The following is a 26,574-nucleotide window of genomic DNA, read 5'->3' on the forward strand; positions in this document are numbered from 1 at the left end:
GCGGGCCGTCCCGCGCTCGGCACCCGACGGCACGCGGGGGAGACTGGACCCATGCAGCTGCACCGCGTCACCACCGGATCCGGCGCGCGCCACGTCGGCCTCGTGCACGGCCTCGGCGCGGACGGCGCGACGTGGGCGCCCGTCGTGGAGAGGCTCGTCGCGACCGGCCGGTTCACCGTCACGACAGTCGACCTCCGCGGGCACGGGGAGAGCGACCGTGTTGGCTCCTACGGCATCGAGGAGATGGCCGACGACGTGGTGGCGTCGGTGCCGCGCGGGCTCGACGCGGTCGTCGGGCACTCCCTCGGCGGATCCGTGCTGGTGCGCGCCGTCGCCCGCCTCGAGCCCGCGCGCGCCATCTACCTCGACCCCGGGTTCCGGCTCGCGCTGCCGACCACGGGGATCCGCGGCCGCCTGTTCTGGGCGGCGCCGCTCGTGGGGCTCGCCGCCGCGCAGATCCCGCGGGCCCGCGCCGCCGCTCGTGTGCGCGCCGCCTACCCGGCCGCCGTCCGCGCATCGCTCGACGCCGCGCAGGCGCGCTTCGACCGCGGCATGGCGGTCGGCGTCTTCCGCGACGTGGCCTTCCACCCGCTCGCGGTGAGCGCGCCCGCCGTGCCGTCCACGATCGTGCTGTCCGACGACGCGCCCTCGGTGCTGCCCGCTGCGTGCGCGGCGGATCTCGAACGGCACGGGTGGGACGTCCGCCGGCTGCCGGGGATCCACCACGACATGCAGCTCGAGGACCCCGACCGGGTGCTCGCCGCGATCGAGGACGTGCTGTGACGGACGCGCCGCGCGAACCCCAGCCCTCCGACCGCCCCGCCGACGCCGAGATCGCCGCCCGGCTGGCCGCCGCCCTCCGCGCGCCCGGCGCGTCCTCCCGGCTGCAGGCCGCGCTCACCGCGGGCACCCGGCCGGATCCCGCGCTCGTCGAGGGCCTCATCCACCGCTGCCGCGTCGAGCCCGACCTGAACGTGCGGGAGATGCTCACGTGGGCGCTGATCCGCCACGACCCCGAGCAGACGATCCCGGCGCTCATCGCCGAGCTGGCGTCGCCCATCCCGCAGGCGCGCAGCCAGGCGCTGCACACGCTCTCCAAGATCGGCGACCGGCGCGCGCTGCCCGCGATCACGCCCGCGCTGCTGCGGGATCCGGACGACCACGTCGCGCGCACCGCATGGCGCACGGCGTCGGGCCTCGTCGACGGCGACCGGGATCCGTCCGGCGCGCGCTGGCTGTCGCAGCAGCTCGCGTCGCAGCTCGGCCGCGGCGACCGCGACACCCAGGCGAGCCTCGCGCGGGCCTTCGCGAGCGTCGGCCGGGCGGCGCTGCCGGTGCTCGAGCGGTCGCGGCGCGCGGCGGACGCCCGGGTGCGGATCCACGCGCTCGCCGTGATCGCGCAGCTCGCCGACCCGGAGCTCCGCTTCGACGACGCGATGGACGAGGCCCGCCGCACCTCCTTCGGCGCGCACCTCGCCCGGCGGCCGGGCTTGCACCTCCCGTAGCGTCATGTGATCGGGTGGTCCCATGACCCACCCCGCCGAGACCCACCCGACCGAGGGCGACCCCGTCGTGACCGACTCCCCGATCCCCATGCCGACCCCGCCCCGCCGGGTCCGGATCGGCGACGCCGCCGCGTTCGTCGGCGTCACGCCGCGGACCATCCGCCACTACCACCAGATCGGCCTGATCCCCGAGCCCGAGCGCGGCACCGACGACCGCCGTCGGTACGGGTACGCCGACATGGTGCGGCTGATGTGGATCCGGCGCATGGCCGACGCCGGGATCGCCCTCGAGGACATCCGCGCCGCCTTCGCCGACCCGGAGTCGGGGGAGGGTGCCGCTGCCGCCACGGCTCCCGCTGCCGCTCCCGCCGAGGACGACGACGTCGCCGACGTCCTCGGTCGGCTCGAGGCGACCCTCGCGGCCCAGGAGGCGGAGCTGCGGCGACAGCGGGACGCCGTGCGTCGGCTGCGCGCCCGGGGCAGCCGGCTGGGCCTCCTCTCCGACCTCGTCGCCCGCCGCCTCGAGGGCCTGCCCGAGGGATCCCTCCGCCAGCCCGACCTCGACGCCCTGCTGGTCATGGAGCGCAGCCTCGGCACGCTCGTCGCGGCGCTCAACGCCACCCGGTACATCGCCATCGCCACCCTGCCGGGACTGCGCGAGGCGTCCGACCGGGTCGACGCCGCCGAGGAGGCGCTCGACGACACGGTCGCCGTCGACGACCCCCGCGTGGCGGAGGTCGCGGCCGGGCGGCGCGCGTTAGAGGAGGCGCTGCAGGCGGCGATCGACGCGTCCGACCTCCCGCGGCAGGACGAGGAGCTCGTCGCCGCCTGGGACGAGCTGCACCCCGACGGCGATGAGGACGAGGAGGGGACCCGGGGCGGCTCCGGCCGGCCCGCATGGTCCCTGAGCGCGATGGACGCCTTCGCGAGGATGCCCTACGACTTCTCCCCGGCCCGCCTCCGCTCCATGGAGCTGGCCATGGACTTCGTGGTGTGGGGGCCGCCCGCGCGGTGAGCGGCATCGGCGTCGCGGATCCCGGCGTCCGGGCCGATCGAACAGCGGAGCCGCGGAGTAGGTTCGCGGCACGGCGCCCCGCGACGGGAGCGCCCGGATCCGCGCCCGTGCGCGGCCGACGAGAGGCGCGCCCATGGCCGAGATCGTGCTGTTCCACCACGTGCAGGGCGCGACCCCCGGGGTCCACGCCTTCGCCGACGCGCTCCGGGACGGCGGGCACACCGTGCACGTCCCCGACCTGTTCGACGGCGCGCTGCCCGAGTCCATCGAGGCGGGCCTCGCGCTGATGGCGGGCCTCGCCGACCACGTCGTCGCCGAGCGCACCGCGCGCGCCCTCGACGGGCTGCCCGCCGAGCTGGTGTACGCCGGCTTCTCGTGGGGCGGGTCCATCGCCCAGCGCCTCGCGCAGACCCGGCGAGGTGCCCGCGGCGCGCTCCTCTACGAGTCGTTCGTGTCGCTCAGCGCGGAGTGGTCCTTCGGGCCATGGCCGGCGGGGCTCCCGGTGCAGGTGCACGGCATGGCGCGGGATCCGTTCTTCGCGGGCGAGGGCGACCTCGACGCGGCCCGCGAGCTGGTCGCCGAGGTCGGCCCGGAGCTCGCCGAGGTCTTCGTCTACGACGGCGACGCGCACCTGTTCACGGACGCGTCGCTGCCGTCGTCGGATCCGGTCGCCACGGCCCTCGTGCTCGAGCGGTCGCTCGAGCTGCTGGCGCGCCTCGGCTGATCCGCCCGGGCCCCGCGACCGCTCACGCGGCGAAGCGCGCGGCCTCGTCGGACGGGGTCGGCTCCTCCGTCGCGCGCGAATCCGTGAGCGACAGCGCGCCGACCGTCGTGATCACGCCCGTGAGCACGGCGACGACGAGGTAGGCGGTCCGCTCGCCCGCGAAGAAGGAGTGGATCAGGTCGGCGCTCCACGCGCCCGCGGGGAGCGCGGTGGTGACGAGCGCCGCGATGAGCGTCCCGACGACCGCCGTGCCGAGGCTGGTGCCGAGCTCCTGCGCGGTGTCGTTGAGGGCGGCGCCGATCGAGGTGCGGTTCGCGGGCATCGACTCGACCAGGGCGACCGCGCAGATGGTCATGATCGTCCGCAGCCCGACGGTGAACACGATCATCGTCGCCATGATGGCGAGGTAGCCGTGCTCGACCGCCCAGGCCAGGCCGAGCAGCCCGCCCACCAGGAAGCCGGTTCCGACGAGGCAGGCCATGCGGTGGCCGAGGCGCGTGGCGAACCGCTCGGCGATCGGGCTCGCGGCGATCATCGTGACGATGATGGGCAGGTTCGCGAGGCCGGCCCGCATCGGGCTCCAGCCGTACGCGTACTGGAAGTGCAGGATCAGCCCGAACAGGATGCTCGCGAACGCGACCGACGCCCCGAGCTGCGTGAGCGCCGCGCCGCGGACGGGTCCCGCGCGGAAGATCGCGAGGTCGATCATCGGCGCGGCCGCGCGGCGCTCGCGGAGGACGAAGCCCGCGACCGCCGCGACGGCGCCGAGCGCGCAGGCGAGGGTGACGGGCGCGAGCCAGCCGCGCTCCACGCCGCTCGTGAGCGTGTAGCAGCCGAGCCCGATCGCGGCGACGGTGAGCACGGTGCCGGGGAGGTCGAGGCGCTCGGAGGTGAGGTCCTCACGGCGGTCGGCGGGGACGCCGGCGCGCACGCCGATCCACACCAGCAGCGCCAGGGGCGCGTTGACGGCGAGCAGCCACTGCCAGCTGACGGCGCCGAGGATCGAGCCGCCGAGGAGCGGGCCGAGGACGAAGCCGGACATGCCGACGACCATGACGATGGTGATCGAGCGCATGCGCAGCTTGTCGTCGTCGAACAGGCGGAAGATCAGCGACATCGTGACGGGCGCCATGGCCGCCGCCGCCGCTCCGAGCGCCGCGCGAAGGGCGATGAGCTGGCCGATGTCGGTGACGAGGACGACGGCGACGCTGATGAGGCCGAAGGCCGCGAGGCCGATCAGCAGGACGCGGCGGCGGCCGAACCGGTCGGCGGCGGATCCCGCGGTCAGCAGCAGGCCACCGAAGGTGAGCGAGTAGGCGCCCGTCACCCACTGGAGACCCGTCGTGCCGCTGTCCAGCGCTCGTCCGATCGTGGGCAGCGCGATCGACAGCAGCGTGTTGTCGACCATCTCGACGAAGAAGGCCAGGCAGAGCGCGGCGAGCGGGAGGGCTGCGGCTCGGAGGGAGGCGTAGCCGCGGGGTGGCGCGGAGGTGATCGTGGGGGTGCTCATCGGGGTCCTCTTCCTATCGAACGCCGCACGAGTATCGGACGACGTTCGATATTATGGAACGGCGTTCGGTAAGGTGCAAGGCATGGCCTCGAATGGATCCCCGAAGAAGGAGAGCACCCCCACGCCGCCCGCCCGCGCCCGAGGCCGTCAGCGGGCGTCGCACTCGCTCGACACCGTGCTGGCGGAGGCCATCGCGATCCTCGACGAGTCGGGGGAGAGGGCATTGACCTTCCGGGCTCTCGCAGCACGGCTCGGCGGCGGCGTGGCGAGCATCTACTGGTACGTCGCGAGCCGCGACGAGCTGCTCGAGAAGGTGACCGAGGAGGTGATGGGCCGGGTCCTCGCGGAGACCGAGCCGCTGACCCGCGGATCCGACCCGGTCGACAACGTGCGCGCCGTCGCGCTCGCGCTCTTCGACGAGCTCGTGCGCCGGCCCTGGTTCGGGCAGTACATGCTCCGGAACAACGGGCTGCAGCCCAACTCGATGATGATGTACGAGCGCATCGGCCAGCAGCTGCTCCGGCTCGACCTCACGTCCCGGCAGCGGTTCCACGCGGTGTCGTCCATCGTCAGCTACGTCGTCGGGGTCGCGGCCGACCTCGCGGAGCCGCCGCCGCAGGAGTTCCTGGAGAGCGGGCTGGACCGGGAGGGGTTCCTGGGGACGCTCGCCGACCGCTGGCGGGAGCTCGATCCCGAGGAGTACCCGTTCGCGCACGACGCCGCGGGCGAGATGGCGACGCACGACGACCTCGACGTCTTCCGCTCCGGGCTCGACCTGCTGCTGGCCGGGGTGCGCCAGCAGGCGGGGCTGCCGCCGGCGGCGTGACCCGGGTCGTGATCGGCGTCGCCGAGGGCGCGGGCTAGAGCGCGGGCGCCGCCGCCAGCAGCTCCTCGGCGTCGCGACGCGCCACCGCGATCTCCGCCGTCGCCAGCCCGCACGCCCGCAGGCACGTGGCCGCGATGGCGTCGCGGTCGGCGTCACCCGGCTCGCCGCGGCGGCGCAGCTGGATCACGAGCTCGGCCAGCTGGATCAGCACGGCCCCCAGCGCATCCGGCCCGATGGCCGCCCGGACGTCGGCGCTCGCCGCCGCCGTGCCGATTCGCCCGTACGCGTCCTGCAGCTCCCGGCGCTGCTGGCGGAAGCCGTCGTAGCGCTCGCCCTGCACCTCCGGCAGCAGGTAGAGCGTGCCGATGTTGTGCGGGGTGTCGGCGAGCGTGCGGAAGTCGACCATCACGAGCGCGTGCAGGGCGGCGGCCGCGGTGGCGCGGTCGGGCACGAGGTCCTCGATGCCGCGCACCACGTCGAGGCTGGGGCGCACGGAGCGCGTGAGCAGCTCGACGAGCAGGTCGTCCTTGCCGGCGAAGTGGTAGTAGAGGGACGCCTGCCTGATCCCGACCCGTTCGGCGATCGCCCGCGTGGACGTGCCGCTCAGCCCGTGCTCCGCGAAGAGCGCTGCGGCGGCGTCGAGGATCTGCTCGCGCGGGCTCAGGGGGGATCCGGCGTCGGGCACCGCGCGGGGGCGACCGACGCGGGCCGGCTTGTCGTCCTTGGCCATCCGGCCATCCTCGCAGGTGAGGATCACGGGGCGACCCGCGTGGCCAGCCGGCGCGCGACGCGGAGCGCGGCGCGGATCACGACGCGGCGCCGATCACCGCGAGCACCTGCCCGGGCGCGACCTGCTCCCCGGGCCGGATGTGCACGTCGAGCACCCGCCCCGCGACCGGGGCGCCGACGACGGACTCCATCTTCATGGCCTCCACCGCGAGCACGGCGTCGCCGACGCCGACGAGGTCCCCCGGGCGCACGTCCACGCGCCAGACGGTCGAGGTGAACGGCGCCGTGACCGCCGTCGCGCCCGGCGGGATCGGCACGGTCGCGGCCTCGACGACGGGCGGCTCGTCGCGCACGTCGAACTCGCCCGACAGACGCCAGCGCGCCTTCTCCTCCTCGAACGCGCGGGTCTGCGTGTCGCGGAAGTCGCGGATCGACGCGTCGTTCGCGGCGAGGAACGCGTGGTGGTCGGCGATGGAGAACTCGCCGTCCTCCGTCTCGTAGTGCCCGCGTCCGGCGTCCGTCTCGGCGCGCAGCTCCAGCAGCTCCTCGGCGCCGACCGGGTACCACTCGATGCGGTCGAAGAAGCGCAGCGCCCACGGGTCCTCCTGGAAGAGGCCGCCGCGGCGGAAGCGGTTCCAGATCTGCACCGTGCGGCCGACGAACTGGTAGCCGCCCGGCCCCTCCATCCCGTAGATGCAGAGGTACGCGCCGCCGATGCCGACCGAGTTCTCCGCGGTCCAGGTGCGCGCCGGGTTGTACTTCGTGGTCACCAGGCGGTGGCGCGGATCCAGCGGCGTGGCCACGGGCGCGCCGAGGTACACGTCGCCGAGGCCGAGCACGAGGTAGCTGGCGTCGAAGACCGTGCGGAAGACGTCGTCGACCGAGTCGAGGCCGTTGATCCGGCGGATGAACTCGATGTTCCACGGCGTCCACGGCGCGTCGTCGCGGACGCCGGCCATGTAGCGCTCGATCGCGAGGCGCGTCGCCGGATCGTCCCAGGACAGCGGGAGCCGCACCTTCCGCGACGGCACGACGAGCTGCCCGGTGGGCGGGATCTCGTCCTCCAGCTCCTGCATCAGGCGCGTGACGGCCGTGGCCTTCAGCATGCGCGCGTCGGTGCGGACCTGGAGCGAGCGGATCCCCGGCGTCACCTCGAGCACGCCGGCTGGCATGTGCTCCTGCAGCCGGGTCATGAGCGCGTGCACGCGCATGCGCAGCGCGATGTCGAGGGTCATGTCGCCGTACTCGACGAGCACGTTGTCGTCGCCGTCGCGGCGGTAGGCGACACCCGGGCGCGCGTCGGTCGGCTCGAGCCGGCCGATCACGCCGTCGTCGCCATCGCCGCCCGCGCGGATCACCTGGAGCGAGGCGCGCGCGTCCACGAGCGACGCCGCCGCGGCCTCCGTCACGGGCACGAACCGCACCGTGTCGCCGGGCCGCAGCTGGCCGAGCTTCCACAGCTCGCCGCTCGCCACGACCGCCGGGCACACGAAGCCGCCGAGGGACGGTCCGTCGGGCCCGAGGATGATCGGGGTGTCGCCCGTGAAGTCGATCGCGCCGACCGCGTACGGGGTGTCGTGGATGTTCGACGGGTGCAGCCCCGCCTCGCCGCCGTCCTCGCGCGCCCAGGCGGGTCGCGGGCCGATGAGCCGGATCCCCGTGCGTGCCGAGTTGTGGTGCACGCCGTAGTCGGTGGCGTAGAGCACGTCGATGTCGGCGCGCGTGAAGAAGTCGGGCGCCGCGTGCGGGCCCTCGGTGACGCCGATCTCCCACGTGGAGGTGAGCGCGGGCCGGCGGTGCGCGGGGGTCGGGCCGCCGATGATCCCGAGGCGCGCGCCCGCGGGGAACGCGGGGTGCGCGGCATCGGAGTCGGGGGATCCGGGCCGCAGCACGTCGCCCGCGAGCAGCGCGCGGCCAGCGTGGCCGCCGAAGCGGCCGAGCGTGAAGGTGGACGCGGATCCCAGGTACGCGGGCACGTCGATCCCGCCGCGGACGGCCAGGAACAGGCGGAGCCCGGGCCCGTCGGCGCGGCCGATCGCGAGCGTCTGCCCGGCGGCGACCTCGAGCGGCTCCCACATCGGGGCTGCGTCGCCGTCGATCGTGACCGGCGCGGGCGCTCCCGTCACAGCGACCACGGACGCGGTCGAGAAGCGCAGCACGGGTCCGTCGACCGTGATCTCGAGCCCCGGCGCGCCCTCCGGGTTGCCGACGGCGAGGTTCGCCTCCGCGAGCGAGACGGGATCGAAGGGGCCGCTCGGTGGCACGCCCACCTGCCAGTACCCGAGCCGGCCGGGGAGGTCCTGCACGGTGGTCATGGTGCCGGGGGAGACCACGTCGATGCGCGGCGCCGGGTCGTCCGTCTCGTCGAGCGTGGACGTGGAGTGCGTGGCGGTGCGCAGCTCGATGTCGTCGGTGAGCGCCCGGAGCAGGCCGATGTTCGTCACGATCCCGTCGATCCGGGAGCCGTCGAGCGCCTCGCCCAGGAGGTCGAGCGCGTCGTCGCGGGTCTCGCCCGTCGCGATGACCTTCGCGAGCAGCGGGTCGTAGGATGCGGAGACCTCGAGGCCGGTCTCGATCCAGCCGTCGACGCGGATCCCGGGCCCGGCCGGCAGCACGGCCTGCGTCACGAGGCCGCTCGACGGCAGCGATCCCTTGGCCGGGTCCTCCGCGTAGACGCGGGCCTCGACGGCGTGGCCCTCCGGGATCCACTCCCGCGTGAAGAGGTCGTCGGGGAGCCCGGCGGCGCCGTCGCGGGCGAGACGCAGCATGAGCTCCACGAGGTCGACGCCGTGCACCTCCTCGGTGACGGGATGCTCGACCTGCAGGCGCGTGTTCACCTCGAGGAACGCCGCCTCCTCGCGCACCGGGTCGTAGACGAACTCGACCGTGCCGGCGCTGCGGTAGGAGACCGACTCCGCGAGCGCGCGGGCCGAGTCGTGCAGCTGCGCGCGCACGCGGTCGGGCAGCGCGGGGGCGGGCGCCTCCTCGATCACCTTCTGGTTGCGGCGCTGGAGGGAGCAGTCGCGGTCGCCGATCACGGCCACGCGCCCCTCGCCGTCGCCCACGAGCTGCACCTCCACGTGCCGCGCCGGGCGCACGAGCCGCTCGAGGAAGATGCCGGTGGATCCGAACGCCGACTCCGCGAGCCGCGTCACCCGCCCGAACGCCTCCCGCACCTCGTCGGCCGTCGCGCACGCCTGCATGCCGATGCCGCCCCCGCCGCCCGTGGCCTTGAGCATCACGGGCAGGCCGATGCGCTCGGCCTCCGCGACGGCCTCGTCGGCGTCCGCGAGGAGCCCGGTCCCGGCGAGCAGGGGCACGCCCGCCGCCTCGGCCAGCTCGCGCGCGGTGTGCTTGGCGCCGAACGCGAGGATCTGGTCGGCGGTCGGCCCGACGAAGCGGATCCCCGCCTCCTCGCAGACGTGCGCGAACTCGAGGTTCTCGCTGAGGAACCCGTAGCCGGGGTGGATGAGGCCGGCGCCGGTCGCGCGCGCCGCCTCGATGATCGCGTCGATGCGCAGGTACGACTCGCGCGGCGCCGCCGGGCCCAGCCGCACGGCCTCGTCGGCCTCGCGCACGTGGGGCGCTGCCCGGTCGGCGTCGGAGAAGACCGCGACCGTGCGCATCCCCATGGCCTTCGCGGTGCGGATCACGCGGCAGGCGATCTCGCCGCGGTTGGCGACGAGGACGGTGTCGAGGTCGAGCGCGCGGCGCTCGCCGGCGGCGGCGGCGCTCACGAGCGCGCTCACGGCTGCACCACGATCATCCGCAGCGGAGTGCAGCTGAAGTCGTTGCACGGGTTGTTCATCTGCGGGCAGTTGGACACGATCACCAGCACGTCACGCTCGGCGCGCAACGCGACCCGCTTCCCGGGCGCGCTGAGGCCGTCGACGATCCCGAGGGATCCGTCCTCCTCCACGGGCACGTTCATGAACCAGTTGATGTTCGACACGATGTCGCGCGCGCCCAGCCCGTGCCGCGACGCCTCGGTCAGGAAGTTCTCGCGGCAGCCGTGCTGGTACGCGGTGTGGTGCCCGTAGCGGAGCGTGTTCGACTCCTTCGAGCACGCGCCGCCGAGGGTGTCCTGGCGGTCGATCTCGTTGCCGACCACGGTCATCAGCGGCCGCCCCTCGCTCGACATGAGCACGGTGCCGGTGCGGATGTAGGCGTTGCCCTGCGCCACGAGGGTGTCGGGGACGCTGTAGCACTCGTCCGGATCCACGGCGTCGTAGACCAGGCAGTCGGCGGACTGGTTGCCGCCCACGTCCACGATCGTGAGCACCTCGCCGGCGCGCACGACGGCGGACCAGGGCGCGAGCGGCGCGACGCGGTCGTCGCGCACGACGGTGCCCACCACGAGCGACGAGCCCCAGTCGAGCACCGCATCGGGCGCGTGCACGGCGCCGGTCGGGACGGGGGATGCCACGGTCCGGGTCATCGGGTTCCTCTCGCTTCGCAGTGGTCGATCGAGTTCAGGTAGGCGCGCGTCAGCTCGGGTGTCGCGTGGAAGCGCGCGTCGGCGGGGCCGGTGGGGGAGCCGCGCCAGGCGTGGATCCGCAGCGGGCCGACGACGTGGTCGGGCCGCGGATCCAGCGGATGCGGCACGTTCGCGAGCAGCACGAGGAGCGGCATCTCGGCCACGAGCGTCACGTGCGTGCCGGGCCCAGCGGATCCTGTGGGCCGCAGCGCGCCGTCCTCCTCCACCCGCACGCCCTGGAAGAGGGAGACGCCGGGCGGCAGGTCGCGCCGGGTGAGGCCGTGCTTCGCGGCGGCCTTCACGAGCAGCGACCGGCCGCTCGGCGTGGGGCCCTCTGGCGCGGATCCGCCGTAGCGCCGGTCGTTGAGCGCGTCGGTCGAGGTGCCGCAGAGGGCGTCGTGGTGGCCCGAGGTGTCCTCGACGATGCTCGCGAGGATCCGGCCGTCCCCGCTCAGCAGCGGGGAGCCCTCGCCGAGGTACGCCTGCCACGGGATCTTGACGGTGTCGGCGACGTTCAGCCGCTCCCACGGGGCCTCCGCGTCGTAGAGCACGAGGTGCGCGCACGCGTCGCCCGTGGGGTCGTCGAGGCGGAGGCGGGATCCGCGCGCCAGCACCCGGTGCGCGTACCCGCCGGGCGCCACGGTCTCGGCCCAGGTGAGCTCCTCCGCCGCGACGCCCTCGGGCCGGAACGGGGACGAGGACGCAGGCACGTACGGCATCCACTCGCTCCGGCGGTCGGCCTGCGCGCGGGCGTCCGCGCGGGAGGCGGTGACGCTGTCGGTCGTGCGCAGGTCCCTCATCGGATGGACGCCCCCGCGGGCTCGACCACCGGGATCGTCGCCGTGGTCGGCACCTCCGTGAGCTGGATGGGCCCGTCGGAGCGGTGCCGCCACGCGTGGTAGCCCCATCCGACCAGCAGCGTCGCGCCGATGAAGAGGAGCGCGCTGTACTGCAGCCACCAGGACTCGCCCGTGAGGTCGTAGATCTCGGGGCGCGGCCAGATCAGGTTCACGGCCATGCCCGCCTGGAAGAGCACGGCGACGGCGTTGATCGGGATCCCCCAGCGGCCGAGCGTGAACAGCGGCTTGCCGTCCTCGTCGACGCCGCCGGCCGGGAAGCGGCCGCGGATCCGGGCGACCAGCAGCGGGCCGGTGACGCCGAGGTAGGCGAGGTACAGCATCGCGATACAGAGGCTCGAGAGCGCCGTGAAGATCGCCGACTGCCCGGCGTTGACCGCGAGCGCGAGCACCGCGCCGACCCCGACCACGACGGAGGTGAGCACCGGCGTGCCCGTGCGCGGCGACACGCGCGCGAGCTGGCGGTGGAACGGCAGCGCCTTCTCGCGTGCCATCGAGTAGATCATCCGGGTGCCCGAGGTCTGCACGGCGAGCGTGCACGCGAACACCGCCACGGCGACCGCGCAGAGCAGCAGTCGGCCGCCGACCTCGCCGGCGACCGAGGTGATCACCCAGGCGAGGCCCTGCGTGGCGAGCTGCCCGTCGGTGAGGCTCGGTGCCGCGACGAGCGCGCCCACGATGAGCAGCGCCCCGCCGAGTCCGGAGACCGTGAGCGCCCGGATGATCGTCTTGGGCGTCGTCTTCCGGGGGCTGTGGGTCTCCTCGGCGAGCTCGCCCGCGGAGTCGAAGCCGACCATCACGTAGGCGGCCATGAGGGACGAGGCGAGGAAGGCCCACACATAGGGCTCCTCGCTCGCGGATCCCGCGGTCGTGAACACCACCTCGGGTCCGCGCTTCGGCAGCAGGAACAGCACGGCGACGAGCGCGACGACGCCCACCATCTCGATGGCGACGCCCGCGGTCGTGACCCGCGCCATGAGCCGCACGCTGAGGATGTTCACGACCGTCGTGATGGCCAGCATGATGATCCCGAGCAGCACCGCGTTCGCGGAGCCCGTGGGGGAGGCGACGGACGGATCCGCGTCCGGCCCGCCCACGATCTGGAACCCGGCCCAGATGGACGGCAGCACGGCCTGCACGGCGATGGCCGCGACGGCGACCGTGAGGATCTGGCCGACGATCATCGTCCAGCCGGTGAACCAGCCGAACGTGGTGCCCGCCAACCTGCTCGACCACTGGAAGATCGCGCCCGAGATGGGCCACGACGCGGCGAGCTGCGCGAAGTTCAGCGCCACGAGCAGCTGGCCCACGAACACGATCGGCCAGGCCCAGAAGAAGGCGGCGCCCCCCAGCCCGAAGCCGAGGCCGAAGAGCTGGAACACGGTCGTGAGGATCGAGACGAAGGAGAACCCGGCCGCGAAGGAGGAGAACGGACCCACACCGCGATGCAGCTCCTGGGCGTAGCCGGGCGGGACGACGGGGGCGGGGGCCGTGGTGGGTGCCGCGGCCGATGAGGGGAGGTTCGGGGTGCTCAATGTTCTGGCCTCTCACGAGGGCGCGGTGGAGCAGGTGCGCCGGAGATCCGGTTGCCCGGTCGGAGTATCTATCGAGCGATAGGTATTTCCGTCCAGTGTGGTTCTGCCCGGTATCGCCGCCGTTTCCCTCGTGTTACCGGCGTGTATCTTCTCCGGCGCGACGGATCCCGTGCCCGGCGGGGCCCGCCCGGGTGCCCGTCCGCCGGCCCGGTGCTCCTCCGGATCGGCTCCCGGGGGTGGGCGGCGGCGTCGCGGGTCGCCGGGAGGTGCGGTCGCGTCAGGCGCTGACCGGCGGCAGCTCCGCCACGGCGACGCGGTCGCCCGCGGCGTCGCGGATCTCGACGGACGCGGCATCCTGGCGCAGCACGTCGGCGTTGAGGCGGCAGTCGATGCGCACGGCGGATCCGAGCATCGTGCCGGAGGGGTGCTCGCCCCCCGCGGCGTCGACGACGACCACGGAGTAGCTGTCGCCGACCGTCAGGCCGTCGACCGTGAGCAGCGTCTCCGTGCCCCAGGTGTGCGCGACGACCTCGCCCTCCACATCGACGCCCGCGGGCGCGCCCGCGAAGGACACGCCCTCGACGGCACCGAGCGTGCCGGCCGGTCCGGTCGCGACGTCGGCGCGCGGGGTCGCGAGGAACGCCCCGCCTGCCGCGCCGATGGCGAGGCAGGCTGCGGCGCCCGCGATCAGGAGCGCGACGCGGCGGGGGCGGGATCCACGGCGCGCGCGGTGCGCGTCGAGGTCTGCGGGCCGGTCCTCCGGCGTCGTCGTCGGGGTCGCCGCCGTGGGCTCGGCCTCGCCGCGCCCGTCCGCGATCAGGCCGACCCGGCGAGCCAGCTCGTCGCTGGGCTCCGCCTCCTGCCAGGCGCCGACGCCGCGGATCGCTGACGGCAGCCCGCCGAGGAGCGCGAGCTCCTCGTCGATCGTCGGGTCGGCCGCGCGCATCGCATCCAGCTCCGCCGTCTCGGCGGGGGAGAGGTCGTCGGCGAGGGCAGCGGCGATGAGCTCGCCGCGGCGGTCCTCGGGCTCGAGCCCGTGCGGATCGGGTGTGCGGTCGTCGGTCATGCGGGATCCACTTCGTCGAGATGCGTGCGGAGGGCGCGGAGCGCGTGGAAGACGCGCGTGCGCAGGGTGGCGACGGGCACACCCGTGGCCGTGGAGAGCTCCTGGTAGCTGAGCCCGGTGAGATGCACCGCGACGACGGCCTCGCGGTGCGCGTCGCTCAGGCGCGCGAGGCCCTCGACGAGACGCAGCCGGTCGAGCGGATCCGCATCCCGCGTCGCCTGCTCGGGCGCCTCGTCCTCGGCCACGATGCGCGGCGTGCGGGCCCGGGCGCGGTGCACGTCGAGGATCACCCGGCGCTCGATCGCGAACAGCCAGGTGCGCGCGCTGCCGCGCTCGCCGTCGAAGGAGTCCCGGGCGCGCCAGGCGCGGAGGAACGTCTCCTGCACGCAGTCCTCGGCGAGGCCGCGATCCTGCAGGGCGTTGACCGCGAAGCCGAGCAGCGCACCGCCGTGCTCCGCGAACGCCTCGTGCACGTCGAAGCCGGGCGGGGACGCGCTCATCGTGCTCCGCTCGGGTGCAGGGGTCGGACGCGTCAGGACGAGCGCCATCGTGATCCCCTCAGCCTAGGCGGCGGGTGCGCGCCCTCACCGGGGGATACGTCGGCGGGGGGCCCGGCGTTCATCCGTCGGGTGGGGAGGGACCGCGGATCGCCGCGACACGTGTCCCCGATCGATCTCGGTGACCGATGAACGCCCGCCGCCTCCCGTGCGTATGCCCTGTCAGAAGCGGTGCCCACTCGGGTGCCCCACCACGAGAGGCTGCACGCGATGACGCACACGAGACTCGTCCGGAACATGACCATCGGGGGCGCCGCCGCGGCCGCCCTCACCCTCCTCGCCGCGACGCCCGCGTCCGCCGAGACCACCGTCCCCGAGCCCGACCGCTTCACGAGCGCGTTCACCGTGATGGCCACGCCCGACCAGGTGCTCAACGCCGACGGCGTCGCGACCCCCGGCGAGCCCGGCGCCACCGGCCGCTTCGACCTCCGCCTCGACTCCGCGTCGAACACCATCTGCTACGACATCACCCTCACGGGCGTCACCGGCGACTACCAGAGCCCGGCGAAGACGGCCACGCACATCCACCAGGCCGCCGTCGGCAAGGCCGGCCCGCCCCGCATCGCCTTCCCCAACCCGGTGGACGCCGGCAACGGCACCCGCACCAGCTCCGGCTGCATGCAGGGCCCCTTCACCACCGGGATCATGAACGCGCAGAACGAGGACACGGGCACGGGCTTCACGGTCGCGCAGATCGAGGCCGACCCGGCCTCGTTCGCGGCCGACACCCACACCGCGCCGTTCACGGCCGGTGCCGTGCGCGGCCAGCTGACCCAGGTGCCGGTCGGCGGCGTCGACACGGGCGCCGGCGGATCCGCGACCACGACCTCGGCCCTCCCGCTCGTCGCGGGCGGCGGTGCCGTCGCGCTCGCCGCGGCCGGCGTCGTCCTGATGCGCCGCCGCCTGGCGCAGGAGTCCTGATCCCCGTGCACCGCAGCCCGGCTGGCGCGTCGCCCGCGCGGCACGCCCGCCGGGCCGTGGTGCTCGCGGCCGCGCTGATCCCGCTGGTCGCGCTCGCGGGCTGCGCTCCCGCGGAGCTCGAGGCGGCTCCTGCCGTCCCACCCGCGGCGGTCTCCGCCGAGCCGTCCGCGCCACCGACCGCCGCGCCGAGCGTCCGTCCCACGACCTCCCCCACGGTCGTGCAGGGTCTCGGCGCGGTCCCCACGAGCGTCGCCATCCCCGCCATCGACCTCGACCAGCCGCTCATCGACCTCGGGATCGCATCCGACGGCCGCATGGAGGTGCCCGTCGACTTCGACGACGTCGGCTGGTTCACGGGCGGCGGGCGTCCCGGCGGGCGCGGACCCACCGTGATCGCCGCGCACGTCGACTCGCGCGTGGGACCCGCCGCGTTCAGCCGGCTCGCCGAGCTCGGCGTGGGCGACGAGGTCACCGTGCAGCACGTCGACGGCGGATCCACGCGCTACGCCGTGACCGAGGTCGCCGACTTCGCCAAGGCCGACTTCCCGACCGCGCGCGTGTTCGGCGCGCAGCCCACCGACCAGCTGCGCCTCATCACCTGCGGCGGGATCTTCGACCGGAGCGTCGGCCACTACGAGGACAACCGCGTCGTGTTCGCGGAGCCCGTGGCCTGATCGGCGCGGCGCGGCGCGTGCGCGCGTCAGGCGGCCGGATCCTCGGGATCCACGCCGCCGGTGTCCGGCAGCCCCGCGCGCAGCCGCGCCGTGCGCTCGCGCACCAGCTCGAGCCGGGCCTCGTCGAGCGCGGCGGATGCGGCGAGCGTGCGGCGACCGCCGAACGCGACCCGCACCAGCACGACGAGCAGGACCGCGCCGAGCGCCACCAGCGCGACGGCGACGACCAGGACGATCGACCACCCGATGTCGTATGCGGTGGGCAGCAGGATGCTGTCGGTGGTGTCGCCCACGCTCAGGCCGCCGGTCCTACGGGACCGGCGCCCGGGGCGTAGGGCCCGCTCGCCGCGTCCCCGTCGTCGGCCTGGAGCCGGGCGGTCTGCTCGCGGATGAGCTCGAGGCGCGCCTCCTGCAGCTCGGTCGTGACGAGCAGCGTGCGCCGCGCGACGATCGCGAGCCGGATGAGCACCACGGTCGCGACGACCGAGAGGGCCACGAGCGCGAGGATCACGAGGATGTAGAGGGCGATGCCGATGCTGGCGCCGGAGGAGGAGATCATCCCCCGAAGCTATAGGCCGGGAGCGCTCCCCGGCGAGGGCCCTCCCGCACGGGGTCGGACGCCGACGGGCCCGGCCCCGTGGAGGAGCCGGGCCCGTCGCGGGTCGGATGCGGGTCAGCGCACCGTGACGCCTGCGCTCGCGCGCGCCTGGTTGTCGTACAGGTAGATGACGCCGCTGACCACGACGGTCACGGTGTGCCCGCGGTCCGCCTCCGTCAGCGTGTAGGTCTTCGCGGTCGCTCCGGTGATGGCCTTCCCGTCGCGCTTCCACTGGTAGCCGAGCTCGAGCGACGACGGCTTCCAGATGCCGGGCTGGGCGCTCAGCGTGCGGCCGACGACCGGGTTGCCGGTGATGCGCGGCGTGCCCGCGGTGATGACGGGCGCGGCGACCTTCTTCGTCTGCCCCGACGTGCGGGTCACGGGGACGTAGCCGTCGCGGGATCCGCGCACGGACACCGTGAGGCGGTGCCCGGCGTCGTATGCGTCGACCGTGCGGGTGGCGCCGGTCGCGCCGGGGATCCGCTCGCCGTCGCGGAACCACTGGTACTCGAGCGTCACGGGCGCGGGCTGCCAGAGGCCGGTGCGCACGGTGAGGGTGGATCCGTACTCGACCGTCCCCAGGATCTGGGGCTGCGGAGCGGACGTGAGGGCCTGCGCGCCCGGCGCGCTCGCCGTGTCGCCCTCGATGTGCACGTAGCGCCAGGCGTCCGGGATCGGGCCGAAGGTCAGGTCGAAGGCCACGCGCTTGCCGTAGCCCGGGGTGACGGTGACGGATCCGGTGCCGCCCGCGTCCACGAGCGCGCCGCCGTCGATCTGGTAGAAGATGTCGCTCTCCTCGGGCGTGAAGCCGTTGAGGGCCGCGCGCACGTCCCAGCGGAACGTGACGGACGGGCCGTCCACGACCACCTCGGGCGTGTACTCGTCGGGGCCGCCGACCGACCGGACCTTCGTGGGCGCGGATGCCGTGCCGGTGACGGCGACGCCGTCCACGGTCCCGGCGACGCGCACGCTGATGAGGTGCTCGCCGGGGGAGGCCGGGATGAAGACCTCGTCCTCGTCGCCGGAGACGCTGCCGGTCCCGTCCGAGAGCCAGGGGCCCACGCCGTCGAGCTGGTACTCGTAGCGCAGCCCGGTGTTGTCGTCGATGCCGCCGAGGTCCACCGAGATCACGCCGTGGAAGTTCGCGTCGGCGCCGTAGTCGAAGCCGTAGCCGCGCACGGTGGGCGCGGCGATGACGATCGCGGCTGCCTCGGTCGTCGAGTCGGCGGCGGGTGCGGGGGCGTCGGCCGCCTGCGCGGGCCCGACGCCCGCGAACGCGGTGCCCGCGGCGACCACGAGGCCGAGCGCGGTGAGGGGGAGCCGTCGTCCCCGTGTGGTGCGGATCATGTGCGTTCCTTCTCTCCGGGGCTCCGGCGCCCCCGTCGATCCTCCCGACGGGTGCCCGCGAGCGCATGACCCCAGTCCGGGCCCCCACGGCGTGATGGAGGCGACCGTCTACGCGACCCGGTGGCCGGCGCTCACCGCGTCCCGGCCGACGCCGCCGAGGGGCGTGTACGCGCCCGTCACGCGCACGCTCAGCAGTCGCCCGCGGTCTGCCTCGGTGATCGCGTAGGTGCTCGCGGTCGCGCCGGGGATGGGGCGGCCGTCGCGGAGCCAGGCGTACGTGAACGCCACGGGTCCGGGGCGCCAGGATCCCGTCCGCGCGGTCACGGTGCGCCCGACGGCGGCCACGCCGGTCACGAACGGGGAGCCGACCGTGATGACCGGCTGCGGCACGCGCGGCGTCGGCGCGGAGGTGCGCGTCGTGGACAGGTAGCCGTCGCGGGCTCCGCGCACCGACACGGTGATCCGCGCGCCGATCTGGTCGGAGGAGAGGGCGAACGTACCGCCGGTCGCGCCGAAGATCGGCCGTCCGTCGGCGTACCACTGGTACGTGAGGCGCACCGGGGCCGGCTGCCACAGCCCGGTCCGCACCGCGAGCGTGGCGCCCACCGACGAGCGCCCGATGATCGCGGGCGGCGGCGTGGAGGTGAGGGGCGCCGATCCGGGCGCGCTCCCCGTGGTGCCGATCGCCCGTGCGTTCGCCCACAGGTCGGGCACGACGCCGTACGTGAGCTCGAGCGCGACCGACGCGTCGTACCCGGCGTCGACGGTCACGGATCCCACTGCGTCCGCGAAGACGAAGTCGCCGCTCCGGTCGAGCTCGTAGAAGATCTGGCTGTCCTCGGGCAGGTTGCCGTTGAGGGCCTCGCGCACGTCCCAGCTGAAGGTGACGCGGGTGCCGTCCACGAGCACCTGCGGCGTGTACGGCCGGGAGAAGCCGCTCGACCGCACCGGCTCGCGGGTGGTCGCCGCGCCGACGACCGGCACGCCGCCGATCGTGCCGGCGATCCGGATGCTGAAGAGGTGCGCTCCCGCGGTCGCGGGCACGACGAGCGGACCCCCGGTGGTCCGGACGGACGGGGTTCCCTCGGTGAGCCAGGGACCCGCGCCATCGAGCTGGTACTCGTACCGGAGGCCCGAGGCGTCGGCGATGCCACTGAGGTCCGGTGTGACGAAGCCGTCGATGGTGGGCTCGATCTCCGTGCCGTAGCCGGAGAACTCCGTCGTGGGCGCCGGGATCGTCACGGCGGCCTGCGTCGACGCATCACCCGCCGGCTTCCCCTGGGCGCCCGCGGGCGCGACGCCGGTGAGCGAGAGACCGGCCACGAGCGCGAGGCTGGTGGCGACGGCCGCGAGAGGGCGTCTGCTGGCAGTGCGGATCATCGTCGAACCGTCCATCCTCGGGCTCCATCGCCCGATGGTGCGCATCCTCGTCCTGTCGGGCGCCTGGCGCATCCCCCCGTTCGGGCCCACGGCGCCGCGAGGCGTAGCGTGGATCCCGCCCACCCGACTCGTCAGCCCGTCGGACGCACGCCCACCACGATCCGCACCAGGAGCCCCGCCATGCCCACCGTCCTCCTCACCGGTTTCGAGCCCTTCGACGGCGACACCAGCAACCCGTCGTGGACCGCCGTCCAGGAGGTCCGCGACCGCTGGGACGGCGACGCCGAGATCCAGGTGCGGCAGCTGCCCGTCGACTTCGCGAAGGTCGATGACGCGCTGCGGGCCGCGCTCGCCGAGGTGGACCCCGACGTCGTGATCTCCGTCGGCCTCGCCGGCGGCATCGAGACGCTCGAGGTGGAGCGCGTCGCGATCAACGTCGACGACGCCCGCATCCCGGACAACACGGGGTTCCAGCCCATCGACGAGCCGGTCGTCGACGGCGGCCCCGCGGCCTACTTCAGCACCCTGCCGATCAAGGCGGCGGTCCAGGCCGTGCGCACGAAGGGGATCCCCGCGGTCGTCTCGCAGACCGCCGGCACCTACACCTGCAACCACGTCTTCTACCTGCTGATGCACGAGCTGCGCGACCGTCCGGGGACCCGCGGCGGCTTCGTCCACATCCCGTACTCCACGGAGGAGGCGATCGGCACCGACCGCCCCTACATGCGCATGGAGCAGCTCGCGACGGCGCTCACGGCCGTGGTGCGCGCGACGCTCGCGAACGCGACGGACGTGAAGGTGGGCGGCGGGTCGCTCGACTGATCCGCCGCGGCGTCACGCCGCCCGCGCGTCCGTCCCGCGCACCCGCGTCATGAGCAGCAGCCCCGCGAGCAGCACGATCACGATGCCGATGATCCCGAAGCGCGTGTCGCCCGTGATGGCCACCGCGATGCCGAACAGGCCGGGCGCCAGGAACGAGACCGCGCGGCCCGTGGTCGTGTAGAGCCCGAACATCTCGCCCTCGTGGCCGGCCGGGGAGATGCGCGCGAGGAACGTCCGGCTCGACGACTGCACGGGTCCCACGAACAGGCAGAGGAACAGGCCCGTCGCCCAGAAGCCCGCCTTGGCGTCGCCGACCGCGAGCACCGTGGATCCGCCGAGGATGAGGCAGACGAGCGAGACGAGGATGACGGGCTTCGCGCCGAACCGGTCGTCGAACCAGCCGGCCGCGAACGTGCCGATGCCGGCGACCACGTTCGCCGCGACGCCGAAGAGCAGCACCTCGGTGGTCGTGAACCCGAAGACCTGCGCCGCGATGATGGCCCCGAACGTGAACACGGCCGCGAGCCCGTCGCGGAACACGGCGCTCGCGACGAGGAACACGATGACGCGCGGCGACTCCCGGTAGAGCTCCGCGATCCGGCGGAACAGCGCGCCGTAGGACGCGAGGATGCCCTCCCGCTTCCGCCCCGGCGCGGCGGGGATCTCGGGCACGCCCACCAGCACGGGGATCGAGAACACGGCGCACCAGATGGCGGCCACGAGGATCGCGACGCGCACGTCGAGCGCGCCGCCCGCCGCCCCCGAGGGCAGGCCGAGGAGCCCGGATGCGCCGGGCGTCCCGAAGTCGAAGAGGAAGAGGCCGAGCAGCAGCGCGAGCAGCACGATCCCGCCGACGTAGCCCATGCCCCAGCCGAGGCCGGACACACGGCCGACCGTGCGCGGCGTGCTCACCTGCACGAGCATCGCGTTGTAGTTCACGCTCGCGAACTCGAAGAACACGTTGCCGGTCGCGAGCAGCACGGCGCCCAGCCACAGGTAGGAGGGCACGGGCTCGACGAACACCATGCCGAGCATCGCGAGCACGACGATGCCCGTGTTGATCCCGAGCCAGAGGCGGCGCCGCCCTGACCCGTCCGAGCGCTGCCCGAGCACGGGCGCGAGCACCGCGATGAGGAGGCCCGCGAGGGTGAGCGCGAGCGAGATGACGCCGGAGGTGTCGGCCTTCGCGGCCACGAGCGCCGGGTTCCGCGCGTCGTCGCCGGCGGCCGCGACGATCGCGGGATCCACGAACAGGCTGCTCGCGAGGTACGTGCTGAAGACGAAGGTGGTGACCACCGCGTTGAAGGCCGCGGACCCCCAGTCCCACAGCGCCCACGCGGCGACCCGTCGGCGGGGCGGTGCGGCGGGATCGGGCTCGGCGACGGCGGCGGGCGCGGTGGTGCTCATGGTCGCAACCTAGTCGGTGGACGTGTCGCGGCAGGGTCGCCGGGCGCGCGACCCCGCCCCTACGCTGGCCCGATGGACGGACCCCTCGAAGGCGGCAACATGAACCGCGTCGAGCGTGAGGGCGACACCGTCACCCGCGACGCCGGCCCGTGGACCCCGACCGTGCACCGCTGGCTCCGGCACCTCGCGCTCGCGGGCGTCGACGGCATCCCCGAGCCGCTCGGCATCGAGGGCGGCCGCGAGCGGCTGGCGTTCATGCACGGCGACGTGCCCGTCTACCCGCTGCCGCGCTGGATCTGGGCTGACGACGTGCTCGTGCAGGCCGGCCGCCGCCTGCGCGAGCTGCACGACGCGAGCATCGGCTTCGCGCTCGACGGCGCGGTCTGGCAGTCGGTCGCCAAGGTGCCGAGCGAGGTGATCTGCCACAACGACTTCGCGCCGCACAACCTCGTCTTCGAAGACGGTCGGCTCACGGGCGTGATCGACATGGACATGGCCTCGCCCGGACCGCGCATCTGGGACATCGCGTACCTCGCGACGCGCGCGGTGCCGCTGTCCGGCTCCGCGCAGGACGGCGCGCCCGGCATGGACCACGCCCGCCGCCGCGTCGCGCTGCTCCTCGACGCGTACGGATCCGACGCCACCTGGGCCGACGTCCTCCGCATCGCGATCCTGCGCCTGCACGACCTCGCCGGCATCTCGATCGAGAAGGCCGACGAGCTGGGCAAGCCGCATCTCCGCGACGAGGCCGCCCACTACTCGGCCGACGTCGCGTTCCTCCGCGGGATCCTCGACGCCGAGCGCGCGCACCCGGCGTGACGGCTCAGCCCCGCGCGATCCGCCCCGCGACCTCCCGCAGCACGTCCGCGTCCTCGTAGGCCAGCTCCATCCCGACCGCGTCGCCCACCGGGAACCACGCGACGCGCTGCCCCTCCGTGAGCCGGATGTCCTCCGCCGCCACGTCGAGCCGCGCCGTGAACGTGTGCTCGATCCCGTAGGAGCGCGTGCGCGTCATGAGGTGCGCGACCTCGGCCGGCGGGATCCGCGCCCCCAGCTCCTCCTCGACCTCCCGCACGATGCACGCGAGCGGCGTCTCGCCCGGCTCGAGCATGCCGCCGGGGATCGCCCACATGCCGGGGAAGGGGATGGTCGGGATGTCGTCGCGCAGCTGAAGCAGGATCCGCCCGGCCGCGTCGACGAGCACGACCTGGCAGCCCTCGCTCACGCGGGCGCGCCCGCATCCGGCCCGTCGATGGTGTGCGCGGTCATGGCGATCGCGGCGCGCGCGATGTCCTCGGCCGTCTCCTCGGTGCCGAGCGCGGGGGAGGCCCGGAGCGCCACGGCGGCCGCCTCCCGGTAGTCGGCCTCCATGCGGGCGAGCGTCTTCCGTCCGGCGTCGGTGAGCTCGAGGAAGACGCTGCGGCGGTCCTTCGGGTTGGGCACGCGGTCGAGGTGCCCGGCGCCGACCAGCCGGTCGATCACGGCGGTCACCGCGCCCGTGCCCATCGAGATCTCGACGGCCAGGTGCTTGGGCGTCATGCGGTGCAGGTCGCCGACCACGCTGATCACGGTCAGGTCGGTCACGTTCACGCCGATGTCCTGCGCGATGCGCGTGCGCAGGTGGCGCTGCGCGGTCTCGATCATGTGCAGCGCGTTCGCGAGGGACTCCACGGCCGCGGCGTCGTCGCGGCGAAGGGCGGTTCTCTGCGGGCTCATCTCGGGTGTCCCTGTGTCGGCGGATCCGGGCGGGATCCGTGGGCGGTCCAGCGACTGTAACGCGCCGTCGCGGCCGCGATCCCCTCGACGAACGACTGCCCCCCGCAGTGGGGGGATTGCGCGGAATCCAAGTAGCTGTATCTTCGAGTTACTTGCAAAGCGAGTCACCGAGCTTCTTCTCCTGAGGGGCTCACCCAGCCCCTTCCTCTCCTACAGACCCGGAGTCAGACCATGTCGCACCACATCGCCCCCGCCGTCAAGACCAAGCGCGTCCGCTTCGCCCCCCTCGCCATCGCGACCGGCGTCGCCGCCGCCGTCCTCCTCTCCGTCTCGATGTCCGGCACGCTGTCGGGCTTCGTCGCCTCGATCACCAACGACACCAACACGGCGGCCTCCGGCTCGCTCGTCATGCAGGAGTCGCAGGCCGGCGCCAACGGCGCCCCGACCGTCACCTGCCTCAGCACGAGCGCCACGTCCGGCGTCGACTCCAACGCCGCCACCTGCTCCACCATCAACAAGTTCGGCGGCTCGACCACGATGATCCCCGGCCAGACGGTCACGAGCGTCGTGAACATCAAGAACGTCGGCACCTCCAAGGCCTCGACCTTCACGCTGACCCCCGGCGCGGCCTGCACGCAGACCAAGAACGGCACCGTCAACGGCTCGGCCACCGACTTCTGCGCCAAGCTCAACGTCGTCATCACCGCGGCCGGCAGCGCGACCCCGGTCTACTCGGGCACCGCGGCGGCCCTCGCCGGATCCTCCGCCAAGACGCTGACCGCCCTCGCCGCCAACGGCAGCACCGACTTCACCTTCGCCGTCACGCTCGACGCCTCCGCCGGCAACACGTACCAGGGCCTCGGCGCCTCGCTGCCCCTCACCTGGACCTTCGCCGCCTAGCCCCCGCCAGCCCACCCAGCTGGATCCCCCCCCGCCAGCCCACCCAGCTGGATCCCCCCCCGCGGGGCCGCCGAGAGGCGGCCCCGCACCCCTTGACCCGGGAGGTGCCCCATGACCGACATCCAGGACCGCTCGCCCGCCCCCACGGCCGGCACCGCTCCGATCGACGCCCTCGAGCTGGAGGCGGCGCTCGCCCTGGACCTGGACCTCGAGCTCGACCTCCTCGCCGAGGAGCTCCTCCTCGACCCGGCCGCCCCGGTGCTCCCCGCACCCGGCCTCCCCGTGCGCGGCGCGACCCGACGCGCCGCGCGCACCTCCCGCACGATCCGCCGCCGCACCGTCCTGATGTGGGCCGCCACCGTCCTCCTCACGGCCCTCGTCGCGGTGACGCTCCTCTTCCAGGCGTCCGGCGGCCGCTGGTTCGTCGTGCAGACCCCGTCGATGGGCACCACTGCCCCCGTCGGCACGCTGCTGCTCACGACCCCCGTCCTCCTCGAGGACCTTCACGTCGGCGACGTCGTCAGCTTCCACCCCTCCACCACGCCGGACGAGACCTACACGCACCGCGTCATCGCGGTCGACGCCGACGGGATCACCACCCGGGGCGACATCAACGGCGCCGTGGATCCGTGGAAGACCGACCAGGCCCACCTCGTCGGCGAGGCCACGACGATCCTCCCCGGCTTCGGCTGGCTCGCGAAGGGAGTGCCGCTGCTGCTCGCCGGCCTCGTCATCGTGATGGTCCTCACCCGCCCCATCGGCTCGCCGACGCACCGCGCCTCCATGCGCATGCTCGGCGGCGCGCTCGTCGCCGCGCTCACGGTCTTCCTGCTCAAGCCCTTCGTCGGCCTCGTCGTGCTCGACGCGGCGACCCGCGGCAGCGACGTGGAGGCGACGGTCGTCTCGACCGGCATGCTCCCCATCCGCATCGCGGCCGAGGGCGGCACCCACACGACGCTCGCGGCCGGCCAGGTCGGCACGATCACCGCGCCCGCGGCCGAGGCGGGCCGCTTCCACGACGTGACGTCCACGCTCGACCTGCCGCTCTGGGGCTGGATCCTCTTCTTCGGCCTCTGCGCGCTCCCCCTCCTCTGGACCCTCGCGGTCGGACTCCCCGCCGAGCGCGAGGAGCGCCGCGCATGACCGTCGCCTCCCGCCTCGCCGCGATCGCCGCGTCCGTCTCCGCGGTCGCCCTCGGCGCCGTCCTCCTCCTCGCGCCCGGGACGAACGGCGCGTACACCGCCGCCATCACGAACACGAACAACACGGCCGCGTCGTCCGCCGCGTACTTCACCTGCACGAGCGCGCTCGCAGCCGACCGGGCCGACGCGCTCTTCGCCTACGCGTTCACGGAGGCCGCCGGTTCCACGCGCGCCACGGACAGCGACTCGGGTGCGTACCCCGGCACCTACCGCGGCACCATGCGCACCACGACCACCTCCCCGCAGGCGTGCCCGCGCGACTCGGGCTCGTCATACCTCCTCGACGGCTTCTCGAGCCAGGTGACCAACGCCCTGCAGCAGAACTCGCCGGGCGAGTTCTCGACCGAGCTGTGGTTCAAGACCACTGTCAGGGGCGGGAAGCTCATCGGCTTCGGCGACAGCCAGGCCGGCCTGTCGAGCTCGTACGACCGCCACACGTACATCAACACCGCGGGCCAGCTCGTGTTCGGCACCTACACGCCGGCTACCGGGATCATGACCGTCACGAGCCCCGGCACCGTGACGGACGGTGCCTGGCACCACGTCGTCTCGACGATGTCGCCCACCGCGGGCATGACCCTGTGGCTCGACGGGGTGGCCGTCGCGGCGAACCCGTCCTACCGCACCGCGGAGGGCACGAGGGGCTGGTGGCGCATCGGCTACGACAACCTCGACACGTGGCCGGGCGCCGGCAACCGCTTCTTCGCGGGCAGCATGCGCTTCGCGGCCGTGTACTCCGTGGCCCTCACCGGCCAGCAGGTGCGGAACCACTACAACGCCGGCCGCTGACGCGACGACGGGACGGT

At 74.1% G+C, this 26,574-nt stretch carries 27 protein-coding genes; 12 read left to right on the plus strand and 15 right to left on the minus strand.

Annotated features, from left to right (window positions below; genetic code table 11):
- Positions 1–51: 51 nt before the first annotated feature.
- The 4 genes from FGD68_RS02410 (at position 52) to FGD68_RS02425 (ending at position 3,244) form a co-directional block, all read left to right on the plus strand.
- Entirely contained in the window at positions 52–783 is a 732-nt protein-coding gene (locus tag FGD68_RS02410; RefSeq protein WP_237609723.1) for an alpha/beta fold hydrolase, read from the plus strand.
- Positions 780–1,505, plus strand: a complete 726-nt coding sequence (locus FGD68_RS02415) for a HEAT repeat domain-containing protein (RefSeq protein ID WP_237609724.1) — start codon at positions 780–782, stop codon at positions 1,503–1,505. Before FGD68_RS02410 ends, FGD68_RS02415 begins: the two co-directional genes overlap by 4 nt.
- Positions 1,506–1,527: 22 nt before the next feature.
- The gene (locus tag FGD68_RS02420; RefSeq protein ID WP_237609725.1) at positions 1,528–2,520 is read left to right on the plus strand and encodes a MerR family transcriptional regulator; all 993 of its coding nucleotides are present in this window, start codon (positions 1,528–1,530) and stop codon (positions 2,518–2,520) included.
- 97 nt (positions 2,521–2,617) lie between these two features.
- Positions 2,618–3,244: a dienelactone hydrolase family protein gene (locus FGD68_RS02425; protein WP_259336137.1), complete on the plus strand. Its 627-nt coding sequence runs from the start codon at positions 2,618–2,620 to the stop codon at positions 3,242–3,244.
- Between the two features lie 22 nt (positions 3,245–3,266).
- Here FGD68_RS02425 and FGD68_RS02430 read toward each other — a convergent pair whose 3' ends face one another.
- The gene (locus FGD68_RS02430) at positions 3,267–4,754 is read right to left on the minus strand and encodes an MFS transporter (RefSeq protein WP_237609726.1); all 1,488 of its coding nucleotides are present in this window, start codon (positions 4,752–4,754) and stop codon (positions 3,267–3,269) included.
- Positions 4,755–4,836: 82 nt separating this feature from the next.
- On the opposite strand from FGD68_RS02430, the gene FGD68_RS02435 reads away from it, so the two are divergent.
- Positions 4,837–5,580, plus strand: coding sequence for a TetR/AcrR family transcriptional regulator (locus FGD68_RS02435; protein ID WP_119373830.1), 744 nt, complete (start codon positions 4,837–4,839; stop codon positions 5,578–5,580).
- Between the two features lie 34 nt (positions 5,581–5,614).
- On the opposite strand, the gene FGD68_RS02440 is transcribed toward FGD68_RS02435, so the two are convergent.
- The 7 genes from FGD68_RS02440 to FGD68_RS02470 all read right to left on the minus strand — a co-directional run bounded on the left by FGD68_RS02440 (position 5,615) and on the right by FGD68_RS02470 (position 14,744).
- A complete protein-coding gene (locus FGD68_RS02440) occupies positions 5,615–6,310 on the minus strand; it encodes a TetR/AcrR family transcriptional regulator (protein ID WP_237609727.1) in 696 nt (231 codons plus the stop codon).
- Positions 6,311–6,386: 76 nt separating this feature from the next.
- A complete protein-coding gene (uca, locus tag FGD68_RS02445) occupies positions 6,387–10,058 on the minus strand; it encodes an urea carboxylase (RefSeq protein ID WP_182480917.1) in 3,672 nt (1,223 codons plus the stop codon).
- On the minus strand, positions 10,055–10,747 hold the full coding sequence (locus FGD68_RS02450) for an urea amidolyase associated protein UAAP2 (protein ID WP_119373068.1): 693 nt from the start codon (positions 10,745–10,747) through the stop codon (positions 10,055–10,057). The genes uca and FGD68_RS02450 overlap by 4 nt, the downstream gene beginning before the upstream one ends.
- Positions 10,744–11,586: an urea amidolyase associated protein UAAP1 gene (locus tag FGD68_RS02455; RefSeq protein WP_104235712.1), complete on the minus strand. Its 843-nt coding sequence runs from the start codon at positions 11,584–11,586 to the stop codon at positions 10,744–10,746. The genes FGD68_RS02450 and FGD68_RS02455 overlap by 4 nt, the downstream gene beginning before the upstream one ends.
- Complete coding sequence (locus tag FGD68_RS02460; protein WP_119373069.1) at positions 11,583–13,178, minus strand: APC family permease; 1,596 nt, start codon at positions 13,176–13,178, stop codon at positions 11,583–11,585. The genes FGD68_RS02455 and FGD68_RS02460 overlap by 4 nt, the downstream gene beginning before the upstream one ends.
- 277 nt (positions 13,179–13,455) lie before the next feature.
- Entirely contained in the window at positions 13,456–14,244 is a 789-nt protein-coding gene (locus FGD68_RS02465; protein ID WP_237609728.1) for a hypothetical protein, read from the minus strand.
- Positions 14,241–14,744, minus strand: a complete 504-nt coding sequence (locus FGD68_RS02470) for an RNA polymerase sigma factor (protein WP_237609729.1) — start codon at positions 14,742–14,744, stop codon at positions 14,241–14,243. The genes FGD68_RS02465 and FGD68_RS02470 overlap by 4 nt, the downstream gene beginning before the upstream one ends.
- 267 nt (positions 14,745–15,011) lie before the next feature.
- Between FGD68_RS02470 and FGD68_RS02475 the strand changes: the two genes are divergently transcribed.
- Positions 15,012–15,722 (plus strand): CHRD domain-containing protein, encoded by a 711-nt coding sequence (locus FGD68_RS02475; protein ID WP_237609730.1) that lies wholly within the window; start codon positions 15,012–15,014, stop codon positions 15,720–15,722.
- Positions 15,723–15,727: 5 nt separating this feature from the next.
- Positions 15,728–16,396 carry a class F sortase gene (locus FGD68_RS02480; RefSeq protein WP_119373931.1) on the plus strand — a complete coding sequence of 223 codons (669 nt, stop codon included), beginning with the start codon at positions 15,728–15,730 and terminating at the stop codon, positions 16,394–16,396.
- Positions 16,397–16,422: 26 nt separating this feature from the next.
- Here FGD68_RS02480 and FGD68_RS02485 read toward each other — a convergent pair whose 3' ends face one another.
- From FGD68_RS02485 to FGD68_RS02500, 4 genes are all read right to left on the minus strand, one after another.
- Positions 16,423–16,689, minus strand: a complete 267-nt coding sequence (locus tag FGD68_RS02485) for a hypothetical protein (protein ID WP_119372762.1) — start codon at positions 16,687–16,689, stop codon at positions 16,423–16,425.
- A 2-nt stretch (positions 16,690–16,691) separates the two neighbouring features.
- Positions 16,692–16,955, minus strand: a complete 264-nt coding sequence (locus FGD68_RS02490) for a hypothetical protein (RefSeq protein WP_181036664.1) — start codon at positions 16,953–16,955, stop codon at positions 16,692–16,694.
- 114 nt (positions 16,956–17,069) lie between these two features.
- Positions 17,070–18,341, minus strand: coding sequence for a hypothetical protein (locus FGD68_RS02495; RefSeq protein WP_119372761.1), 1,272 nt, complete (start codon positions 18,339–18,341; stop codon positions 17,070–17,072).
- A 108-nt stretch (positions 18,342–18,449) separates the two neighbouring features.
- Positions 18,450–19,721, minus strand: coding sequence for a hypothetical protein (locus FGD68_RS02500; protein ID WP_147361631.1), 1,272 nt, complete (start codon positions 19,719–19,721; stop codon positions 18,450–18,452).
- 180 nt (positions 19,722–19,901) lie between these two features.
- On the opposite strand from FGD68_RS02500, the gene pcp reads away from it, so the two are divergent.
- A complete protein-coding gene (pcp, locus tag FGD68_RS02505) occupies positions 19,902–20,543 on the plus strand; it encodes a pyroglutamyl-peptidase I (RefSeq protein WP_104235702.1) in 642 nt (213 codons plus the stop codon).
- Positions 20,544–20,555: 12 nt separating this feature from the next.
- On the opposite strand, the gene FGD68_RS02510 is transcribed toward pcp, so the two are convergent.
- On the minus strand, positions 20,556–21,950 hold the full coding sequence (locus tag FGD68_RS02510) for an MFS transporter (RefSeq protein ID WP_119372759.1): 1,395 nt from the start codon (positions 21,948–21,950) through the stop codon (positions 20,556–20,558).
- Between the two features lie 72 nt (positions 21,951–22,022).
- Between FGD68_RS02510 and FGD68_RS02515 the strand changes: the two genes are divergently transcribed.
- Entirely contained in the window at positions 22,023–22,769 is a 747-nt protein-coding gene (locus FGD68_RS02515) for a phosphotransferase (protein ID WP_119372758.1), read from the plus strand.
- Between the two features lie 4 nt (positions 22,770–22,773).
- Here FGD68_RS02515 and FGD68_RS02520 read toward each other — a convergent pair whose 3' ends face one another.
- The gene (locus tag FGD68_RS02520; protein WP_119372757.1) at positions 22,774–23,175 is read right to left on the minus strand and encodes an NUDIX hydrolase; all 402 of its coding nucleotides are present in this window, start codon (positions 23,173–23,175) and stop codon (positions 22,774–22,776) included.
- Positions 23,172–23,666 (minus strand): MarR family winged helix-turn-helix transcriptional regulator, encoded by a 495-nt coding sequence (locus FGD68_RS02525; protein WP_104235698.1) that lies wholly within the window; start codon positions 23,664–23,666, stop codon positions 23,172–23,174. The genes FGD68_RS02520 and FGD68_RS02525 overlap by 4 nt, the downstream gene beginning before the upstream one ends.
- Before the next feature lie 231 nt (positions 23,667–23,897).
- Here FGD68_RS02525 and FGD68_RS02530 point away from each other — a divergent pair, with 231 nt between their 5' ends.
- The 3 genes from FGD68_RS02530 to FGD68_RS02540 all read left to right on the plus strand — a co-directional run bounded on the left by FGD68_RS02530 (position 23,898) and on the right by FGD68_RS02540 (position 26,557).
- Complete coding sequence (locus tag FGD68_RS02530; RefSeq protein WP_119372756.1) at positions 23,898–24,566, plus strand: hypothetical protein; 669 nt, start codon at positions 23,898–23,900, stop codon at positions 24,564–24,566.
- A 111-nt stretch (positions 24,567–24,677) separates the two neighbouring features.
- The gene (locus FGD68_RS02535) at positions 24,678–25,709 is read left to right on the plus strand and encodes a S26 family signal peptidase (protein WP_119372755.1); all 1,032 of its coding nucleotides are present in this window, start codon (positions 24,678–24,680) and stop codon (positions 25,707–25,709) included.
- On the plus strand, positions 25,706–26,557 hold the full coding sequence (locus FGD68_RS02540; RefSeq protein WP_119372754.1) for a LamG domain-containing protein: 852 nt from the start codon (positions 25,706–25,708) through the stop codon (positions 26,555–26,557). The genes FGD68_RS02535 and FGD68_RS02540 overlap by 4 nt, the downstream gene beginning before the upstream one ends.
- Positions 26,558–26,574: the final 17 nt, after the last annotated feature.

Source organism: Clavibacter californiensis (assembly GCF_021952865.1).
Classification (GTDB): Bacteria; Actinomycetota; Actinomycetes; order Actinomycetales; family Microbacteriaceae; genus Clavibacter; species Clavibacter californiensis.

Bases quoted from the DNA above. Each gene is read 5' to 3' on its own strand.
- FGD68_RS02410 (WP_237609723.1), top strand. From the start codon at position 52: ATGCAGCTGCACCGCGTCACCACCGGATCCGGCGCGCGCCACGTCGGC.
- FGD68_RS02420 (WP_237609725.1), top strand. From the start codon at position 1,528: ATGACCCACCCCGCCGAGACCCACCCGACCGAGGGCGACCCCGTCGTG.
- FGD68_RS02430 (WP_237609726.1), bottom strand. From the start codon at position 4,754: ATGAGCACCCCCACGATCACCTCCGCGCCACCCCGCGGCTACGCCTCC.
- FGD68_RS02435 (WP_119373830.1), top strand. From the start codon at position 4,837: ATGGCCTCGAATGGATCCCCGAAGAAGGAGAGCACCCCCACGCCGCCC.
- FGD68_RS02440 (WP_237609727.1), bottom strand. From the start codon at position 6,310: ATGGCCAAGGACGACAAGCCGGCCCGCGTCGGTCGCCCCCGCGCGGTG.
- FGD68_RS02450 (WP_119373068.1), bottom strand. From the start codon at position 10,747: ATGACCCGGACCGTGGCATCCCCCGTCCCGACCGGCGCCGTGCACGCG.
- FGD68_RS02455 (WP_104235712.1), bottom strand. From the start codon at position 11,586: ATGAGGGACCTGCGCACGACCGACAGCGTCACCGCCTCCCGCGCGGAC.
- FGD68_RS02465 (WP_237609728.1), bottom strand. From the start codon at position 14,244: ATGACCGACGACCGCACACCCGATCCGCACGGGCTCGAGCCCGAGGAC.
- FGD68_RS02470 (WP_237609729.1), bottom strand. From the start codon at position 14,744: ATGAGCGCGTCCCCGCCCGGCTTCGACGTGCACGAGGCGTTCGCGGAG.
- FGD68_RS02475 (WP_237609730.1), top strand. From the start codon at position 15,012: ATGACGCACACGAGACTCGTCCGGAACATGACCATCGGGGGCGCCGCC.
- FGD68_RS02490 (WP_181036664.1), bottom strand. From the start codon at position 16,955: ATGATCTCCTCCTCCGGCGCCAGCATCGGCATCGCCCTCTACATCCTC.
- FGD68_RS02495 (WP_119372761.1), bottom strand. From the start codon at position 18,341: ATGATCCGCACCACACGGGGACGACGGCTCCCCCTCACCGCGCTCGGC.
- FGD68_RS02500 (WP_147361631.1), bottom strand. From the start codon at position 19,721: ATGATCCGCACTGCCAGCAGACGCCCTCTCGCGGCCGTCGCCACCAGC.
- pcp (WP_104235702.1), top strand. From the start codon at position 19,902: ATGCCCACCGTCCTCCTCACCGGTTTCGAGCCCTTCGACGGCGACACC.
- FGD68_RS02510 (WP_119372759.1), bottom strand. From the start codon at position 21,950: ATGAGCACCACCGCGCCCGCCGCCGTCGCCGAGCCCGATCCCGCCGCA.
- FGD68_RS02515 (WP_119372758.1), top strand. From the start codon at position 22,023: ATGGACGGACCCCTCGAAGGCGGCAACATGAACCGCGTCGAGCGTGAG.
- FGD68_RS02525 (WP_104235698.1), bottom strand. From the start codon at position 23,666: ATGAGCCCGCAGAGAACCGCCCTTCGCCGCGACGACGCCGCGGCCGTG.
- FGD68_RS02530 (WP_119372756.1), top strand. From the start codon at position 23,898: ATGTCGCACCACATCGCCCCCGCCGTCAAGACCAAGCGCGTCCGCTTC.
- FGD68_RS02535 (WP_119372755.1), top strand. From the start codon at position 24,678: ATGACCGACATCCAGGACCGCTCGCCCGCCCCCACGGCCGGCACCGCT.
- FGD68_RS02540 (WP_119372754.1), top strand. From the start codon at position 25,706: ATGACCGTCGCCTCCCGCCTCGCCGCGATCGCCGCGTCCGTCTCCGCG.